The 20,512-nt window shown below is 32.3% G+C and carries 16 protein-coding genes and 1 pseudogene; all 17 read right to left on the reverse strand.

The window, feature by feature from the left end:
- Positions 1-108: 108 nt before the first annotated feature.
- The 17 genes and pseudogenes from AC1RNE_RS04655 to AC1RNE_RS04735 all read right to left on the reverse strand — a co-directional run bounded on the left by AC1RNE_RS04655 (position 109) and on the right by AC1RNE_RS04735 (position 20,484).
- Entirely contained in the window at positions 109-1,503 is a 1,395-nt protein-coding gene (locus tag AC1RNE_RS04655; protein WP_492799867.1) for an undecaprenyl-phosphate glucose phosphotransferase, read from the reverse strand.
- 800 nt (positions 1,504-2,303) lie between these two features.
- Positions 2,304-3,368, reverse strand: coding sequence for a GDP-mannose 4,6-dehydratase (gmd, locus tag AC1RNE_RS04660; RefSeq protein WP_492799868.1), 1,065 nt, complete (start codon positions 3,366-3,368; stop codon positions 2,304-2,306).
- A 119-nt stretch (positions 3,369-3,487) separates the two neighbouring features.
- The gene (fcl, locus tag AC1RNE_RS04665) at positions 3,488-4,429 is read right to left on the reverse strand and encodes a GDP-L-fucose synthase (protein ID WP_492799869.1); all 942 of its coding nucleotides are present in this window, start codon (positions 4,427-4,429) and stop codon (positions 3,488-3,490) included.
- 29 nt (positions 4,430-4,458) lie between these two features.
- A complete protein-coding gene (locus AC1RNE_RS04670; RefSeq protein ID WP_492799870.1) occupies positions 4,459-5,202 on the reverse strand; it encodes a WecB/TagA/CpsF family glycosyltransferase in 744 nt (247 codons plus the stop codon).
- Between the two features lie 83 nt (positions 5,203-5,285).
- On the reverse strand, positions 5,286-6,359 hold the full coding sequence (locus AC1RNE_RS04675) for a glycosyltransferase family 4 protein (RefSeq protein ID WP_492799871.1): 1,074 nt from the start codon (positions 6,357-6,359) through the stop codon (positions 5,286-5,288).
- Positions 6,360-6,416: 57 nt separating this feature from the next.
- On the reverse strand, positions 6,417-7,523 hold the full coding sequence (locus AC1RNE_RS04680) for a glycosyltransferase (protein WP_492799872.1): 1,107 nt from the start codon (positions 7,521-7,523) through the stop codon (positions 6,417-6,419).
- 30 nt (positions 7,524-7,553) lie between these two features.
- Complete coding sequence (locus AC1RNE_RS04685; protein WP_492799873.1) at positions 7,554-8,705, reverse strand: glycosyltransferase family 4 protein; 1,152 nt, start codon at positions 8,703-8,705, stop codon at positions 7,554-7,556.
- 864 nt (positions 8,706-9,569) lie between these two features.
- Positions 9,570-10,421, reverse strand: coding sequence for a dTDP-4-dehydrorhamnose reductase (gene rfbD / locus AC1RNE_RS04690; protein ID WP_492799874.1), 852 nt, complete (start codon positions 10,419-10,421; stop codon positions 9,570-9,572).
- 106 nt (positions 10,422-10,527) lie between these two features.
- A complete protein-coding gene (gene rfbC / locus AC1RNE_RS04695) occupies positions 10,528-11,067 on the reverse strand; it encodes a dTDP-4-dehydrorhamnose 3,5-epimerase (protein ID WP_492799875.1) in 540 nt (179 codons plus the stop codon).
- A gap of 69 nt (positions 11,068-11,136) precedes the next feature.
- The gene (rfbA, locus tag AC1RNE_RS04700) at positions 11,137-11,997 is read right to left on the reverse strand and encodes a glucose-1-phosphate thymidylyltransferase RfbA (protein WP_492799876.1); all 861 of its coding nucleotides are present in this window, start codon (positions 11,995-11,997) and stop codon (positions 11,137-11,139) included.
- Positions 11,998-12,091: 94 nt separating this feature from the next.
- Positions 12,092-13,147, reverse strand: coding sequence for a dTDP-glucose 4,6-dehydratase (gene rfbB / locus AC1RNE_RS04705; protein ID WP_492799415.1), 1,056 nt, complete (start codon positions 13,145-13,147; stop codon positions 12,092-12,094).
- A gap of 92 nt (positions 13,148-13,239) precedes the next feature.
- A complete protein-coding gene (locus AC1RNE_RS04710) occupies positions 13,240-14,217 on the reverse strand; it encodes a glycosyltransferase (RefSeq protein WP_492799877.1) in 978 nt (325 codons plus the stop codon).
- Positions 14,218-14,316: 99 nt separating this feature from the next.
- A complete protein-coding gene (locus tag AC1RNE_RS04715; RefSeq protein ID WP_492799878.1) occupies positions 14,317-15,663 on the reverse strand; it encodes an O-antigen ligase family protein in 1,347 nt (448 codons plus the stop codon).
- 121 nt (positions 15,664-15,784) lie between these two features.
- Positions 15,785-17,299 (reverse strand): lipopolysaccharide biosynthesis protein, encoded by a 1,515-nt coding sequence (locus tag AC1RNE_RS04720; RefSeq protein ID WP_492799879.1) that lies wholly within the window; start codon positions 17,297-17,299, stop codon positions 15,785-15,787.
- A 24-nt stretch (positions 17,300-17,323) separates the two neighbouring features.
- Positions 17,324-18,595 (reverse strand): hypothetical protein, encoded by a 1,272-nt coding sequence (locus tag AC1RNE_RS04725; RefSeq protein WP_492799880.1) that lies wholly within the window; start codon positions 18,593-18,595, stop codon positions 17,324-17,326.
- A 28-nt stretch (positions 18,596-18,623) separates the two neighbouring features.
- Positions 18,624-18,833, reverse strand: a pseudogene (locus AC1RNE_RS04730) (acyltransferase); the annotation flags it as partial.
- A 388-nt stretch (positions 18,834-19,221) separates the two neighbouring features.
- Positions 19,222-20,484: an exo-alpha-sialidase gene (locus AC1RNE_RS04735; protein WP_492799881.1), complete on the reverse strand. Its 1,263-nt coding sequence runs from the start codon at positions 20,482-20,484 to the stop codon at positions 19,222-19,224.
- Between the last annotated feature and the right edge of the window lie 28 nt (positions 20,485-20,512).

Below are 20,512 nucleotides of genomic sequence, written 5' to 3' on the forward strand. Positions count from 1 at the left end.
AACAATACAATAAATTAAAATATTACAATAATTTTTATAAAAATAAAAGGCACAGTAATTATTGATAATTACCATACCTTAATAAATGATATGCAATATGGGGTGATATTAATAAGCCATATCTTCGCCTTTAATCACATTATAGACTGTCATGAAGATGATTTTGAAATCTAAGCCTAGCGACCAATTTTCAATATACCATATATCATATTTTACTCTTTGCTCCATTTGTTCCAGCGTCTTTGTTTCTCCTCTGTAGCCATTTACTTGCGCCCAGCCAGTGATACCTGGTTTAATCCAGTGCCTAACTAAGTAACTATCTACTTCATCCTTCGTACGTATATTATGTTCATGTGCATGAGGTCTAGGCCCTACAATTGACATATCGCCTAATAATACGTTGATGAACTGTGGCAATTCATCCAAACTCGATGACCTTAAAAACTGACCTAATTTTGTAATTCTTGGGTCGTTCATCTGTGCTTGGTTAAATGTTCCATTTTCAGTTACATCTTTACTTTCGGGTCTCATCGACCTAAACTTGAAACACTTGAACTTTTTATTATTCTTTCCCCATCTATACTGTCTAAAAAATACTGGTCCTTTAGAGTCAAGTTTTATCAGAACAGCAATGATTGGAAACAGCCAAGAAAAAATGAAAATAAACACTAGTAACGAGAATGCGATATCAAATACTCTTTTTACTAATCTCCAATGATATTCTTGCAATGGCTCGCTCCTAAACGTAATTAGTGGGTAATTACCAAAAAATTTGAATTGCAATCTACTTGGATAATACGTAATATAGCTTGGTACAATTTTGGTTCTGATGGCTCTTTTTTCAGATACCATAAAAACTTCTTGCATTAAACTATTACTAATTTCATCCGTAGTAATAATGATTTCGTCAATTTTATAATTTTCGTTCATTGACAAGAACTTCCTTAGGTCTCCTAAATAAGTATTTCCACCAATATCATTTACTTCTTCTTCTTTGGCTATAATCCCAATTACTCTAAAGCCATAATGAGGGTTCTCTTGAATTTGAGTAATTAAGTTGGCCGTAATTTCATTATAACCAACAAATACCACATTTTTGATATTCCCTCCTTTTTGCCGATAATAAAATAGGATTCTTTTAATAATATAATTCTTGATAATTAATACAATTAACAAAATCACAATATAGGCAAAGATAAATCTTCTAGTATATTCATGACGGTTCAGTATAAACAAAACTTGTCCTGCTATTACAGACTGTACTAATACATTCTGAAAAATTAATAGTAGTTCACCTATATATCTTTCAGTTCTAAAGTCATCATAGGTATTTGAAATTTTAGTAGAAAAATACCAACCTATTACAAGTAATAATAATAGAATACTATCACTTTTTTCTAATTCAGGTTTTGTGATAAATGAAGAAAAAACAAAAACACATATAATAGAAATAATATCAGACAACAACCTGAAATAGTTTACTTTACTTATACTTTGAGGCATAATAGTTTATATTTTTTGGGGGATGTTAGCGAATTATGAACGTCAACTGGTAATAATAAAATCACAATTAAAAATACCGTTTTAAAAAACAATTAAATATTGGAATATTTACAAACAAGTAACCTTCTACATACCGTTTAATAAATAGGTGAATCTTTTAGGATAAATTTAACTCAAATATTGTAATTTTGTGATATGATTAACATTTCATTTATTCTTTACGTATCTTAACCTCCTTACATTATGAGCAATGAATCTAAATACACACTTCAAATATGGGGAAGAATTACATTAATTATCCTTTTGGCAGCACTGACTTATTTTATTAATTTTTAAAGAATTGATAAAAGTTCTTAGAAAAAAAGCCATCAATCATTCATTTATGATTGGTGGCTTTTTCATATCAATTCTCTATAAAAGAATAACTAACTTTTGCCTAAATACGCTAGTTATATTTGTCAAAATTTAAGCTCACCCTATACTTCACTATTCCTTCAACAAGGAATCTAAATATTAAAAGCATCTTGCTCTTATAAAATAAGTAAGCAAAAGCCTCCTTATTGCATCAAGCTTATTTCTTCCTTACTTAAGCGCAATTGTTTTTCTATACGTCAATTAACTTTGCTCTATGCTATTTACATAAAGTGTTCGTATATTTTTTGAGCAGCATATTTTCGTAAAATCCATATTGATAAACAATTCTATATTCATCGTATTATCAAATACGTTAGCGATTCTACCAGTAATATAATAAAATTTAAGACTTCGTTTAGGACAAAGAAGTCTTAAATTCTGCTTAATTATTTTGTAAATAATTTAATATCAGACTGCATCATGTCTTTTACTAAAGCTGGCAAATCATATTTAGGTACCCATCCTAATTTAGTTTTTGATTTAGTTGGGTCGCCAATCAACAATTCTACTTCAGTTGGTCTGAAATAACGAGCATCAACGTTTACAACAACTTTACCTATTTCAACTTGATACAATGGATTTGAGCAAGCTACGATTGTACCGATTTCGTCTACTCCTTCTCCAGAGAACTCAACTTCGATACCTAATTCAGCAAATGCCATTCTGACAAACTCTCTAACTCTTGTTGTGATACCAGTAGCAATTACATAGTCTTCAGGAACATCTTGTTGTAAGATTAACCACATTGCTTCAACATAATCTTTCGCATGACCCCAGTCACGTTGAGCATCCAAGTTTCCAAGATATAATTTTTCTTGTTGTCCTAATGCAATTTGAGATACCGCTCTAGTAATTTTTCTTGTAACAAATGTTTCACCTCTTAACGGAGATTCGTGGTTGAATAAAATACCATTTACTGCAAACATATTGTATGCTTCACGGTAGTTAACAGTAATCCAGAAACCGTACATCTTAGCAACAGCATAAGGAGAACGTGGATAGAAAGGAGTTGTTTCAGATTGAGGTACTTCTTGTACTAAACCATATAATTCTGAAGTAGAAGCCTGATAGATTTTAGTTTTTTCTATTAATCCCAATAAACGAACCGCTTCAAGAATTCTTAATGTACCGATACCATCTACTTGAGCAGTATATTCTGGTTCATCAAAACTAACTTTTACGTGCGACATTGCACCTAAATTGTATATTTCGTCTGGTTGTACTTCTTGAATAATTCTGATAATGTTAGTTGAATCTGACAAATCGCCATAGTGCATGATAAATTTAACACCGTCTTCGTGTAAATCTTCATACAAATGATCGATACGTGCAGTATTGATCAATGAACTACGACGTTTGATACCGTGTACTTCATATCCTTTTGATAATAGTAGTTCTGCCAAATAGGCTCCATCTTGTCCAGTTATACCAGTAATAAGGGCTTTTTTCATAATCGTTGTGTTAATGCTACTGATAAATTTATCAGTGTTAGTAATAAATAAAATTTAAAGTATTTTTAAGATATATGTTGAGTGTTGTTGCATCTTACAACAACCATAATTTATACAATCTATAATCTTAGTTTTGCATGGTTATCCAAGAAATCATGATAGGCTAAACCGATTCCTTCTTTCAATTCTATGGTATGTCTCCAGCCTTTACCATTCAATTTAGAAACATCCATCAATTTTCTTGGTGTGCCATCTGGTTTAGTGCTATCCCAAACGATTTCACCTTCAAAGCCTACGATGTCTTTTACCGTATTAGCCAACTCTTTAATAGTCACATCTATTCCTGTACCCACATTTATTAACTCTGGCTCAGAATAATTCTCCATTAAATATACGCAGGCTGCTGCTAAATCATCAGCATATAAAAATTCTCTCATAGGAGAACCCGAACCCCATAAAATTACTTGCTCAACGCCGTTTTCCTTCGCTTCGTAAAACTTACGAATCATGGCAGGCAATACATGAGAGTTTTGTAAATCATAGTTATCATTCGGTCCATACAAATTAGTAGGCATTACTGAAATAAAATCACATCCATATTGAGCACGATAAGCTTCGCACATTTTAATACCCGCAATTTTAGCAATGGCATAAGGCTCATTGGTTTGCTCTAAAAGACCAGTAAGTAAATATTCTTCTTTAAGTGGCTGAGGAGCAAGTTTAGGATAAATACACGAAGACCCTAAAAACATTAACTTCTTTACTTTGCTAACAAAGGCACTATGAATGATATTATTTTGAATCGCTAAGTTTTCATACAAGAAATCTGCACGATAAGTATTATTGGCAACGATACCTCCTACTTTAGCAGCCGCTAAAAAAACATAATCAGGTTTTTCTACTTCAAAAAATTCAGCTACTTTTTGTTGGTCTCTCAGGTCTAACTCTTTAGACGTTTTTAATACAAAATTTTCATAACCTTCATTTTGTAATTTTCTTAGAATAGCAGAACCCACCATTCCTCGATGACCTGCTATATATATTTTGGAGTCTTTTTCCATTTATTGAATACCAATATGTTGTTAAAAAATTATATAGTACGTATTTTTTCTTTAATAAGAAGCGATATAAAAAGAGAATTTGTAACAAAATACCTTTTAAAAAGCCTTTTAGGATCTTGTGATAAACGATGTAACCATTCAAGGCTGTAATCTTGCATCCATTTAGGAGCCCTTGGTTGTATTCCTGCAAAAACAGGGAATGCCCCTCCTACTCCAACCATGACAGCTTGTATTTTACCTTTCATGCTATACATCCACTTTTCTTGCTTAGGGCAACCTAGTGCTACCAAAACAAGTCCTGCACCACTATCATTGATAGTATTAATATCAGTTGCTACTTCTGCCTCTGATAATACTCTGAATGGTGGTGAAATCGCACCGACAATTGCTAAATTAGGATATTTTTCTTTTGCTACTTTTTGTATTTTATCAAGCACTTCATCTGTTGAACCATACAAAAATACTTTAATATTATTCAATTCTGCTTCTTTCAAAAGAGACGGTGTTAAATCCATACCTGCCACTCTCTCTTGATCTATTCCATTAATCAATTTTAAGCCTACACACAGCGGTTTACCGTCCGCAGTAACAATGTCTGCTGAATTAACGATATTTGCAAACTCCTTAGAATTATACGCTTCAATACACATGTGAACATTGGCTACACATACATAAGAGGAGTATCTTTTTTTAGCCAAAGAGATGATATCAGCAACAATCTGCTGATAGCTACCTAAGGTGATATTAATGCTAATAAGTTTTTGTTGAGCCATAACTCTTTTCCGATTTACTTAGGTTTTATTAGGGTTGATGAGCACTATGTCCTAGTACAGTAAGTCTTTGTAATAAAAATTTATCATTTCCCTTTATATAACTCATCTAGTTTTTGAATATACACTTCAGGGTTATAATTAGTGAAAATATTTTTTTGCGCTTCATTAGACATATTTCTGAGCTGGATGCGGTCATTTGCTAAACTCTTTATAGCCTGCATAATTTCTTCAGGAGATTCTTTTGCTACTACAAAGCCTGATTTTTTATCATCAACTGTAAATTTCATTGAACCATCGTCTGTCACAATAGGAACAAGTCCAAAAGACATTGCTTCTAATAACGCCATTGGCAGACCTTCGCCAAACAAGGAAGGAAGGATAAAAACATCACATTTTTTTAGAAGGTCTATCTTGCCAGCACCTTTTACTACGCCATTATAAATAAATTTATCACCTAAAATAGTAGTCATTTCACCAATAAAAATATCAGCCTCTGGTCCTTTTCCTGCACAACTAAATTCAACAGCAATCCCTTCATTCTTGAGTAGTTTAAAGGCATCTACAATTTGCTCTATTCCTTTACTTATGGTTATTCTCCCCATAAACAATACCTTTAAAGGGGCAGTATTATTAATGACTTTTTGAAAACTTTGAGCTTCCCCTAAATCTACACAATTGGGCAGAACAAATACATTTTTAGCTTTAAATTTTGCTTCAACAACTTGTTTTTCTAATTCACTCAGTACAATTTTACTCTCGTTTCCATTTAACACGTATTCTAAATAACGTTTAATCCATTGAGGAGGATTTTCTTTCATTAAAAATTCACCTCCGTGTAAATGTATTATCAGTTTAACGTTAAATAATCTAGTTACAAAAATAAAAGGAGTATCACGAATAATAGAAGGTTTGCTTAGGGCATAATTAAAGTGAACGATATTTGCTTTACCCGTAAGCAGTTGTATAAAAAGTGTCACTAATGCTTTTAGAATACGTAAGCCCCACCCTAAGCCTCTTGTTTCATTATCGCGTTTACCAAGTTCTAAATGAAAGTATTTGTAGGCCTTGTTGTTATCAATAATAAATTTAGCGACTGAAGAAACGCCACTAACATTTAAATTGGGATCTAAGCTTGGAGCTGTAATGATAACACTCATAGTTAATTTACTAATTTATAAAATGATAAATTTGAGATAATAGATAAAGTTATTTTATTAGCTTTTAAAGAATCGCGTATAGGCATCTACCATACCTTTTTCGCTAAATCTTGATTGAATATAGCTTCTTATATCAATAGGATTGTAGGCAGTATTCATCATTTGTTCCCAAACCTCTGCAATACTTTCGTAATCTGGCGAACATAATAGTCCATTTTTACCCGATACAATCATTTCGTTGGCACCTCCAATATCTGTTAATGCACAAGGTAAACCTGTTGACATTGCTTCTAAGGCTGCGATGGAGAACGTCTCGATACTATAAGAAGTCAATGAAAAGAAGTCTGCACACCAATAAAAAGGACGAACATCTCTTTGAATTCCAGCCATTCGAACATAAGGTTGGAGTTGCAATTCCTCAATGGTATTCTCAATAATTTTTCTACATTGCCCATCTCCCACTAACAAAAGGTAAAGTTTCTCTGCATTCTCTTTCGTATTGATTATATGTAATGCTTTTAAAGCCGCTACATGATTTTTTTCGGGTCTGAAAGCGGCAGTTTGTACTACAACTTTTGCCTCTAAAGGTATGTCATATTTCAATCTTGTTTCTTCTCTTATTGCTTGAGAAGGACAGTTAGTCCAAAAATCAACATCTACTCCATTATGGATTGTGGTAAATATGTTGCCAGCTACCCCAAATCTATCTATTGTGTACTCACGTTGATTTTCTGAAACAGGAATAACATGAGTGTCCTTATCAATCATTTTAAAATACATTCTTGCCAATCTATCGTCTTTCTTAGTATGATATACAGTAGAATGGTAAGAAATTAATTTTCTAAAAGTTGAACCTATCAATAAGCTAGCTAATTGAAGGAAGAAAAAAGGGAATAAACCTAAGCAAAATACAATATCAGGTTTTATTTCTTTCAATAAGCCTCTAAGTTCAACGATAGGTGAAACATCAAATTTTGATTTACGCGAGTACACCTTTACAGGAATACCACTTTCTACTTGATTAAGTAACGGATTATTATCGCTCAAAACAGCCAAAACAATATCAAATTGTTCTTTATCCAAGCGATTAATTAACGATACCAAAAACTTCTCTGCTCCACCAACTACAAGCCCTGGCGCTAAAAAAAGTATTTTTTTCTTCATCTGAATTTAATTAATATCTTAAAATGATTCTCAACTATAGAGGTTATGCATCACTTTTAAATTAGCCTCTGCATAATTTGCCCATACAGTATCGTCTGTTGATTGATTTATATGATTAAAATCTTTTAAACCTTTATTGATACTTTCTAATAGCTTTTCGGGGCTCATATCATCTGAGACAATACCATTCTTCCCTTCATCTACGTATTCTGGCAATCCTCCTACAGGAGTTACTACTACTGGGCATCCTAGTGCATGGGCTGTCATTACTACACCACTTTGTGTGGCATCTAAATAAGGACAAACTACTAACAAGGAACGTCGTACTATATCTACAATCTCTTCATTGCTTAAATGCTTCTCTCTGACAATCAGATTAGGCATATTATCAGGTACTACCTTTGTCAAATCAAATCCAATAATCTGTTTGCCTGCAATGATAAATTTTACTGAATCATCTTTAAACTTTTGAATAGCATTAATAAACAAGTTAATACCCTTATATGGAGATATTCTACCGATAAACGAGACGTATTCCTTTTTGATTTCCGAATCTTTTTTGATAAAATTCTGATAAACACTATAAGGCAAAAACTTAATCGTATAAACTTTCTTTCCTACTAATATGCCTTTCAAGATATTGGCGCTGTATTCCGACATACATAAATACTTTGAAGTCAGTTTATACAATATCTTAGAGAAAACTACTTTTTTAATATCCTTTTCACCACTGTGTGGTTTAGGGTCATGGACATTCAAGATTAAGCTTTTCTTTTTCAATAGGAAAAAAGGAAGCATTCCTATTTGTCTCATTGAAAAGTCGTCTAAATGAACAAAATCTGCATGTAATTTATATAAACCTGCTATTGATTTGGTAGCTCGGAAGACCGAGTTTCCATCTAAACTTTTAGGAGAAGCAAAATTGAGAAATTGACATGACTTACAATTTTTCAAGTATGTTAAAATATATTCTATATCCCATTTCTTTACAACTGACTCTACAGGAATAACAAGAGGGTATTCTGTCAAATCTGCATCAATATCAAATATATTCGCTTTAAGCGCATGGGGTGTTATTTCAATATATACATGAAAATCAAAATCCTTACTGGCTACTTGAATATATTCTAAGGCTGCATCTAAATAGTAAACCTGTGTGTAATAGATAATTTTTTTCTTCATAAAAGTTATATTTCATTATACATAAAGCTACTCATCGTAGGGCTATCATCTATAATATCTCAGGCATCTAAAAAGAGGTTAACAAAATTTTATTTAAACAAGACCAATATTAAAATATCTATCATCGGTTAGAAGAAGCTATCGAAATCTTGTATCAACTGAAACTTTGTTATTTATACTGTAACTCAACTATTTTAAATTTGATAATATCCGTATTAGGTATTTCTCTTACCTACACAAATTCAATCTTTATCAAATTTAGGTAAATTCTAAAAAAAATACAAATATCAAAGTTATTATTTAATCAACATTAAAGACAAACATTCCGTTTATCCTTAACAATAAGGTATAAAACAAAGCCATTTTTGATTAATTCGCAATAAAATACTGAAATTAAAGATTATTTCAATTAATATTTAAAATATCCTATTCTTAGAATTATTTTATTATTAACATAAGCAATTATCAATAATTCATGTAGTTTTTGTATATTTCTTATTTCGAATAAAGACTAGTTTTTTAAAATGAATTATATCTTTTTTTATCAAAAACTTGACAAACCAGCATTTCACTAATTCACTTTCCTTTTTTTTATTGGCAGGAGTCTGTTCTACCCTTACTGTTTGCTTGTAATTCAGCAATCAAAAATAGACTAGATGCTAAAATTATGCTAACCATTTCAGACATTGCATCGCAACAATACCTATAGAAAGTTGGCTAGGATTTAGCATAGAAAAATACCAAGATGGATGTGTACTGACACTAAAAACTGAAACAATAATTAGTTTTTTATCGGAAGTGGTTAGAGGTAATATTTCACTACGCTATTCTATTTTAACGTTTCTCTTAGAGACGATACGCGTACTAAGCTAATGCTTTTATACAAACCTTCAGACTATCTCTCCAATAAGGAATCTCAATTCCTAATGCTTGCTTAATTTTAGTTTTATCCATCACAGAGAAAGCTGGTCTTTTGGCCTTAGTTGGATATTCACTCGTTTTTAACGGCTTAACTTTTACAGATACTTCTCCTAACTCAAAAATTGCTTGTGCAAAATCATACCATGAAATCGCTCCTTCATTGCTATAATTGTATAACCCGTAATCTTTGCTTTTAGAAGTAATGATGTGAAGAATACACGCAGCCAAATCTACACCATATGTTGGCGTACCCACTTGGTCAACAATGATACCTAGCTCAGGTCTTTCTTTTCCTAATCGAAGCATCGTCTTTACAAAATTATTAGCAAATTCTGAATACAACCAGCTAGTGCGGAGGATAAAAAACTCAGACATTTTGTCGATAATATCCTGTTCTCCCTCCAATTTCGTTAAGCCATACATACCAATCGGCGTAGCTTCATCTTCTTCAGATAAAGCTTTTGGAAGATTGCCTTCAAAAACAAAATCCGTTGAAACATGAATCAATGTACTTCCATGAGCCACACAAGCATCTGCTAGGTTAGCAGCACCCGTTTTATTGATTTTTCTAGCTAAATCTACGTCGTCTTCTGCTTTATCTACAGCCGTATAAGCCGCACAGTTAACAACGTATGAAGGTTTGTGCTTGATAAATAGGTTCTCTAAAAGTTCCACATCCAAAATATTACCTTCAATTTCATCTAAATAGATAATTCCTTCAATATTTTGGTTTTCAGCTACTTTATTGATGCATTGTCCCAACTGGCCAATACCTCCAAATATAATAATACTCATATCAGAATCTTTTAATATAATTTAAGTACACCTAATTCAAGCGTTGTAGGTCTTTATTCTTAGCATTAATAAGACAATCTTATCAATACCATTTCATACAGTAAGATTAAGCCTGTGCTAAATATTCTTCAAGGGTAGGAAGAATCATATCTTTGTCAGATACATTTGGATTTTCTATGGGCCACTCTATTTTAAGAGCTGGATCATTCCAAAGAATTCCTCCTTCGGAAGCTTTATTATATCCTGCTGTGCATTTATAAGCAAAAATACTATCCTCCAAAGCCAAGAATCCGTGTGCAAACCCTACAGGGATATACACCATTTTATTAGACTGTGCATCAAGTTCAAAAAACTCCCATTGTTTGAAAGTTGGTGAATCAGGACGTAAATCTACGGCCACATCAAGTACCTTACCTGTGATTGCTCTAACAAGCTTACCTTGTGCATAATCTCCCTTTTGAAAATGCAAGCCTCTTAAAACTCCTTTATAAGAAAATGATTGATTATCCTGAACGAAATTGGTTGGCAAACCTTTTTCGCCCCAAGTAATACTATTGAAAGGCTCAAAAAATAGGCCTCGTGCATCCCCAAAAATACTTGGTTCAATGATTAAAACATCTTTAAGCACTGCATTAGATACTTTCATAATACATATTTATGTGCTGTGGGCACTGATAATTTTCAGAAAAAATAATATTTAAAATACAGTTAAGCACTAACCTAACAACCCGAGCAAATATTTTCCATATCCACTTTTTACCAGCGGTTCAGCTATTTTCTTGAGTTGCACCTCATCAATAAATCCCATTCTGTAAGCTACCTCTTCAATACAACCTACTTTTAGTCCCTGTCGCTCTTCAATTACTTGAACAAACTGTCCCGCTTGCATCAATGATACAAATGTCCCTGTATCCAGCCATGCCGTCCCTCTGTTCAACACACCAACTTTCAGCTTTCCTTGCTTCAAGTATTCTTTGTTGACATCCGTAATCTCATATTCCCCTCTTGGTGAAGGAGCTATATTCTTGGCAATCTCTACCACTGAATTGTCATAAAAATATAAACCTGGTACTGCATAATTTGATTTAGGAGTCACTGGCTTCTCTTCAATAGAAAGCACATTGAAATCATCATCAAACTCTACTACCCCATATCTCTCTGGGTCATGTACCTGATAAGCATATACTACTCCACCTTCTGGGTCATTGTTGGCTTGCAATAATTTACTCAGTCCACTACCATAGAAAATATTATCACCTAATACCAAGGCTACTTTATCATCACCAATAAACTCTTCTCCAATCACAAAAGCCTGTGCTAATCCATTAGGAAGGGGTTGTTCTGCATATTCAAATCTACAGCCTATCTGTGAGCCATCTCCTAACAATTTCTTGAAATGGGGTAAATCATGGGGAGTAGAAATAATCAATATTTCTTTGATGCCCGCCAACATCAAAATAGAAAGCGGGTAATAAATCATCGGTTTATCGTAAACAGGCATTAACTGTTTACTAACGGCTAGGGTAAGAGGGTGCAAACGTGTACCAGAACCGCCTGCCAAAATAATTCCTTTCATATCTTTCTTATAGCTTTAGGCTGTAGGCGATAGGCTACAGGCAATGGTATCATCATAAAATACTTATTGCTTATAGCCTATTGCTTAAAGCAATTTAAGAGTACATTTTTTTATAATATTCTTGATAATTCCCCGAGGTAACATTATCAAGCCATTCTTGGTTATCCAAGAACCATGTTACGGTTTTATCAAGTCCTTCTTCAAATTGTAAAGAGGGTTCCCAACCCAGTTCTTTCATGATTTTGGTAGCATCGATGGCATATCTTAAATCATGACCTGCACGGTCGGTTACATAAGTAATTAGTTTTTCTGAAGTACCTTCTGGTCTGCCTAGTTTGCTATCCATGGTTTTACAAACCAACTTTACGATGTCGATATTCTTCCATTCGTTAAAACCTCCAATATTATAGGTTTCACCTAGTACTCCATTATGGAAAACAGTATCGATAGCTCTTGCATGATCCACCACAAACAACCAGTCTCTTACATTCTCACCTTTACCATAAACTGGCAATGGTTTATTGTTCAAGATGTTGTGAATCATGAGGGGTAATAGTTTCTCAGGAAAATGGTTTGGTCCATAGTTGTTAGAGCAATTGGTGATGACTACTGGTAATTTATAGGTATTACCATAAGCTCTTACAAAGTGGTCAGAAGAAGCCTTTGAAGCTGAATAAGGTGAACGTGGGTCATAAGGAGTGGTTTCTGTAAAGAAGTCTTCTGGATTATGTAATTCTCCATACACTTCATCGGTAGAAACATGATAAAAACGTTTTCCTTCGTATCCAGTTGCTTTCCAAGCGTTTTTAGCAGCATTCAATAAGTTGCAAGTACCCACTACATTGGTCATTACAAAAGCCATTGGTTCTGCAATAGACCTATCCACATGTGATTCTGCCGCTAAGTGAATCACTCCATCAAATTGATATTTGTCAAAGAGTTGATTGATAAAGTCTGCATCAACAATGTCTCCTTTTTCAAAGATATAATTAGGCTTGTCTTCTATATCTTTCAAATTCTCAAGGTTGCCAGCATAAGTTAATTTGTCAAGGTTGACAATGGTATAATCAGCATAGTTATTAACAAATAACCGAACCACATGAGAACCAATAAACCCTGCCCCACCTGTTATTAAAAGCGTTTTTTTCATAATCTATTATAATTTTTAATACTCTAAAGGCTTTTCTTGATTTTATATACGATGATTAATTCCATCATCGCTTATCCTTCCTTTCTTTATTGTTAGCTAGATTTCACAAATAATAATCCTTTTTTTGCAGAAAAAGCTAAAATATATAAGCAAGAAAAAGAAGCGCCTAAAAAACCCAATAAGCGATTTGTATAATGGTATGTTATTTTCAAACGATTCAGAATCGATAATTGTCGATTTTCCTTAACCTCAAGTAAAAACCAATTTGCTAATGAAACATTATCAAGTGAATGGGTGATTCCATGCTTTTTAAAAAATGAATCAACCCAAGCTAAATAATTCAGTTTGGCTTCTAGTTTTCTATGTAATACAGAAAGATTACTCGTTAAAGATGATATATTTATTCCGCTATATCTCCAGTATACGTATGCTCCTTCTACAGTATAAATTCCACTTTTTCTTGCAAATTTTATCCAAGTAGCGTCATCTGCACACCAAGCTAAATCAAAATTAGCCAAACCATCCTCTTGTTCAAAAAGAGTACGTTTAAATACATATTCTACTACAAAACTTTGGATGTTACCTCTAATTTTATCGGCATAAAATTCAGCACTTGTGAGTACAGGCGGGAATGCTTTAGCGTGTCCGAAATTCTCTATTTCTACGCCATCTTGATTAATTACCTTGACAGGAAAATGTACTAATTCGATTGCTGGGTTATTATCAATATATTTATAAAAAGTTTCTACACAATTCAAGCCCAACAAATCATCATCTGAAAAGAGCCATATCCACGTTTCTTCTTTTACCAACTCGATGCATCTATTCCAATGACTTACTAAATCTTTACCTCCTAAATTTTCCTCGAATTTTTTATAATTAATATTCAGTGAAGTGGTAAAATCAGCAATGATATCCCACAATTTCTCAGGGCTGTTATCATCTCCAATGTATACCGTGAAGTTTTTATTTGTTTGTTGATTAAGAGATTCTAAGGTTGCTCTTAGAAAGTTGTGTTTATACGCTGGTATAACAATAGCTAAAGTATTTTCATTTGGTATGTCTGTCATATTCTTTGTAATCTATTTAATATAAATTTATCTACAGAACTATTCAATTTTCCAATTGAATATACATAGGCAATCCTGTTTTTTCTATCGTTATACCCACTAGGTTGGAATTAATTCTTTTGATTGAAAATCATCTTTTTTTCTATCTGCATATTTAAAATACTCTAATCCTTTTATGTTTATTCCTATAATAGCCATAAAGAATTTAAATGTTCCTAAATCACCTGTTCCAAATATAAATAATAGAAAGCTTAAGAACATTCCTAAGGTGAGTATGGCAAGTCTCTTTGCAAAACTACTTTTAGCAAACAGGTAATTACGTATTAAATATAAGATAAGCGCTATTGAAAAGATTAGTTGAGTAACCATTCCCACAATGCCTTGTTCAATCAAAAGTTTATAGAGGTAACTTTCAAATCCAGCAAAAGATGAGTCACTGGCTCTTTCTTCTACTTTTCCTTTAAATCCCAAATTTTCTTCAATGTATGAAAAACCATTTCCTGTTATAGGGCTTTTATTGAAAATTAATACCGATGAAGCTAGCTGATAATTTCTAAGTTCTACAGAACTTCCTTCAAGTTTAGAGCCTTTACTAGAAAAGGTATCAAAAGAACTAGTTACAAAATCATTAACTTGAGGGATGAAAGTAATTGTTAAATTCATTACAAAAATTGTAATAAAAGCAATTTGTATTTTCTTACCCAAGCCTAATCCCCATATAAAATAGACCGCAGCTCCTCCTAAGAATGCAAAGAAAGGAGTCCTTGAGTTAACCATAAACAAATTGATTATCAAAATGAATATGATAGCAATAAAGTGGTTCTTATTTGTTTTCTTGAAAGATAGGTTACCTAGCAAGAAAATATTCATAAGGATGGCTATTGTTAATAGGAAACCGTAGTAAATCGGGTGCCATGTAAAAGAGGTAATCCTATATCGCCCATCGTGGCCAGACGTATATACTTCAGCATAGTCAACAGAGCCAAAAGCATGACTGACAAATGCTGAGTAGAAATTGTTCCCTGTTACATAGTTAAACAATCCATATACACCAAAGGCAAGGAAAAAGAATAAGATGATTCTGTAAATTTTTATAAAATCATTGATGTCTCTTACTAACATAAACGTTAGTATCATTACCATAAAATTATCAAAGAAATACCCCAAACTCCTGTTTAAAATCTTAACAAGATTAAGGTTAAGTCTTGAGTCAAATAAAGCAATTATCAAAAATCCTATGAGTATTAACGATGTGCTAGACTTTAATGGGAAGTATTTTAATTTTACCCAAAATTTGTTTTTTACTAATTGTATTAAAAATAAAAAAAAAATAAAAAATCTAGATGAAGTAGTAGGGTATGCTTGAAACATTACAAAATTATCAGGGATAAATAGTATAGCAAACATAAACCATGCTAATCTATCCGCACTTTCAGCTTTGTACATGCGAAATACAATGAAAAACGCAAATAACTGTATAAGCAATCCCTCCATTTTTGTATAATTTAACTATTCTATATTAATCTAAATAAAACCAAATAAGATTGAACAAATGCAAAAAATTATTTTAACTCTTTTTAAAAAATTTACCTACAAAAGCAATTATGTATTGTTTATCACTTTTAGTAAATAAAAATTGGTAAATAACGATTAAAGCAATTATTGCAAAAATAGATTCTTTTATAACGATAAGTAAAAATACGTTACTTATTGTCTGCATCGAAAATATTACTCTTACTGCTATTCCAATAGCACCTATTATAGAAATAGGATATAAGAATGATTGAGTAAAAATCTTAAATGAATCGTACTTCAATTTAGTTGGATAATAATAAATATAATAATAAGCTGTTTGAAATACCACATAACAGGTATATGAAATTATCACCCCGCCCATTCCAAAGCTATCCATTAAAAACCAAGCGAGTGTCAATGAAAATATCGTTGAAAACGCCGACATATATATAATCGTCCGTAATGAATTACTCACTAATACCAAACTTGACAAGGCTGAGTTGTGCAATCCTAACAATGAAAACACCCATAAGTTAAGCCATGGCACTAAATAGGCATTTTTCTCTCCGACATACAAAATAATAAGTTCTTTGGAAGAAAGCGTAAATCCGAAAACAATTAAGCCTAGAAAAATGGTAATATACCTAGTACCATCCATGGCAATTTTCATCTCACTTTCTTTATCACCGGACTCTCTCACTTTTGTAGCGTGTGGTAAAATAACCCCCACAAAACTAGAACCTAGTATTAAAATAAGGTTTGCAATACCCTCTACTACCCGATAATCACTTACGCTAGTTAAGCCCAACTTAATACCTAAAAATACAGGTCTTAAGTAGTTGGCAGAAAATTGGAATATACCAAAAGAGAAAATACTCAAACAATAAGGCAATACTTCTGCCATAGCTTGTTTATAATATTTTGGTAAAAAGGATATTCCTAAATCTAATTTATTGATTCTGCTAGCATAAAAAGGAATATTTATAACAGAACACAATGTATTAAGCGCAAAAAATGTAATAATGTTAAGCTTTAAATAAATAGTAAGGAATAATACTACTAACTGAGCAACTTTCGTTAACAATAATATTCTTTGTTGCCAACCTACTAAATCATTAGAACGTAATAATTGCTCCATTACATTTCCTCCCCAAACAGGAAAAGACGTGATAATAAGGATATAAATTAATTGCTTAAAAATTTCATCATCTGCAGCGCTTAAATGAAATATTTGAGATGAAAACACGCTCAAACCAACTAGCACTAAGGCATTCACAAAAGCGATTACAAGATAAAATAATAAACTCGATTGGAATAATTTTCTTAGTCCATCATAATCATTCTTGACAAGGTAGGAAGAAAAAAACTTTACATTTCCTGATGAAAACCCCATATCTAGGATTTTTAAATAGATATTTACTGAAATAGCTATTCCTATCAAGCCATATTTTTCTTTACCAAAATAGGTCAACAAAAGTGGTACTGAAAAAAAACCGTAAGCAGCATTTGTAACATTACAAATAAGACTCCATGCCACCCCACTAAAAATATTTTTTATATTACTCATTGTGCAAAGTTTTATTACTACTTACTAGCCCTCTAGTATCTCTTTATACCTATTAACTCCCATCCCGATAGTGTCTTTTAACAGTTGTTCTAAAGAGGCATTTAATTGGGTCAAATCAGCTTGCTTGAAAAAATTAATTCTTTCTAATAAAGTATTTGCATCACTAAAATGATCGTCCATACCAACAAATTCTTCATTTTCAGAAGGTAGAAATCTAAAACAAATCAAGTCATAATATAATGCTTCATAATATGCTGTAGAATTATTAACAATAGAAAAATCATATCCTTTGTTCTCAAACAATTCAACTAGGGATTCCTTACCATCTATTACAGTAATACTACTTCCTTCACATAATCCTTCATAAAACGTCTTATCTAACGATAGATGTAATTTAAGCTCAAATTGTACGTTAGGTTCAATAGCAAGGAAGTCTTTCAGGACTTTTACAATGTCAATATTGGTATCCTCATAAATTTTCCTGCCTAATAATACAACACATCTCTGAAAGGTATTTTTTAGTCTAATCGGTTTTTTATCATACTTTGGATTGCCCGCTATTTCGATAATATTCTCTGGTACTTTATGCGTTATTTTCAAATCATGCTTAGATGTTTCTCCCCAAACCAGAAGTTTCTGAGCAGTAATACATTCAGCATTAATAATATCTAATGGGATAAATTTTTTATAATTCACAAAGAAACTATGAGAAAGGGATACCGTTGGGCACTGAGCAATATTAAAAAATTGAGTAATTAAGCTCTCAAATGTATAAGCACTGTTGAATGAAACATAAGTTTTATGTGAATAATCAAAACCTTCAAATTGTTTTTTTAATGATTCTTGGCTATTCTTATAAGATACTATTTTACTTGCCAGAAAAAAGATAGCACTAAGATTTTCTTTGCCGATACCCACTTTAAACAAAGTAAAAAAAATAGCTTTTAATATTCTGAAAGGCTTGAATGTTTTATTCCTTGGCAGCTTTCCTAACAATACGGCTTCATATTTTTCGATACCCTGAAACGTCTGTGCTATTTGATGACTATAATCACTCCTATCAACAGAATATAAACATACAAATCTGTTATTTTCCATAGCTTTTCTTAGATTGGTAAAATCAATTTCAGAACTGAAATTATATAATACCTCTCTAAATATGCCTGAGTTACTTTGTTTAAAAGCAATTCTTGCTATGTCATGAGCCAAAACTTTGCTAAAGTCGATGCCATCATTAAAAAAATTAAGTTTTTGTTTTAAAATCTGATAATATTTATAATTCTTATCATCCAGCATAGTTCTCTATAGTTTTCAATTCATCAATTTAAACCAAATGTAACTTGTAGCCATTCGGTGAATAATCATACTCTTTTTCTTCTCTCTTTGAAATTGGCTTCGCAGGGATTCCGCCGACTACTGTATAAGGTGGAACATCCTTTGTAACAACTGCACCCGCAGCAACTACTGCTCCTTCTCCAATTGTTACACCCGGTAAGACAATACATCTTGAGCCAAGCCAAGCGAATTTTTTTATAGTTACTTTTCCACCTACTGCCTTAAAATGCAAATCATTATAATCATGGTGTAAAGACCAAATCATCACTTCTGTACCAAAACATACATTTTCACCGATTTCTAACCCCATTCTTGCATCTAATATACATCTATGACCTAGGGCAGTTCCTTCTCCAATAGTAAGTCCTTTAAGATTTCTATATTCATTTCCTCCATAAACAGCTGTAGACTTGGGAATAGTAGCTCCCATATAATTCAGCGTAGCAATCCTTATTCTTTGAGATGGAAAAGAGGAAATAATTCTATTTAAGAAAAACCATTCTAAAGAATCCTTCCAAAGATATAAAGCTTGCTTAACGCTTGAAGGAATTAAATTTTTAATTTTTTTCATAATAAAATCCAAATACTTAAAATGGAAGTTTGGCAAATACTATCTCGGCTGTACTATTTTTATTTAAACGACGTGTATCTGTTGTATAGGTAATGTAATAGCTATCTTCGTATTTGAAAATAGATGGATAATGGCAACCAAATTCATTTTTAATTAAAACTTTAATTTCATTGCCACATATATTGCTGTTTTTTCCATATCTCATTTCAAGTACAGTTCTAACATTGAACTTTCCAAAATTCTCGGTAGTATTCCAAACAGACAAATAACCATCTCTAATTTTAATAAAATTCATTTTAGAAGATAATGTATTAAAAGAACAGCTATCATTAAGTGAATATGGAGCACTAAACGAATTTCCTCCATCAGTACTTTTTGTCAATAACATTCCTCCTAAATTATTTCTGCCAAGCATCAAAACCTCATTAGTACCATTAAACAAGAACGCTCCTTCTACAGATTGTTTGTTATATTTTGCAGTGATGGTCGAAGCATTTGGTGTTCCTACAAATTCAAATGATTTACCAGCATCCCTAGTTCTCATGATAATAGTTGTGCCTTCATCTGTTTGCCAATTTTCAGTAAATCTGCCTAACGTTAAACCGATGAATGTTCCTTCGCTAGTATACACAGGCTCAGATGTTGCAAACATGAATTCTGTACTCAATTTGTAACTATTATTAAATGCACTATTTATTTGTCCTTTTACATTAGACAAATCAAAATCGCCTACTTCTTTAGAATTACTATGACCTATTTTACACACTTGAGGGTCCGTAAAAGTCGCCGTTTCTGGAGAAAAGTCTCTGTAATAATATTTTTGAATTTGATTAACATATATTTTAGATAAAATACGAATTTTGCCATCTGCTGTTTTAAACAAAACAGGTGTATAACAAGGTCTATTTTTATCTAATTTTACAGTAGAATATACGTGGCTTTCTTGAAATACATCATATATTTTTTTACTAGCACTAGGGTTATTAATATCAAAAACGGATAGTCTAACTGATTGGTTACCTGATCCTTCTTGAGTATTTGAATCATTGCTATAATACGCACAATAACCCACTCCATTGTGAATCAAAAGCTTGGAATCATGGGCATATACCTCTGTTTCAAGTTTCGAAATAGTCTTTTGGCTTTTGATTATTTCATTACCAATGTAGATAGCCATGCTTGGCTCTACCTTAGTATCCAAAAGAGATTGACTTAGTAATAAATCTTCAGTACAGCTTAGTAATAAGGCACTGGTTAGGATTACAAATAAAAATTTCATATATAATATTTAATTAGCAGTTAGTAAG

Source organism: Arcicella sp. GW822-FHT02H01, assembly GCF_058802005.1.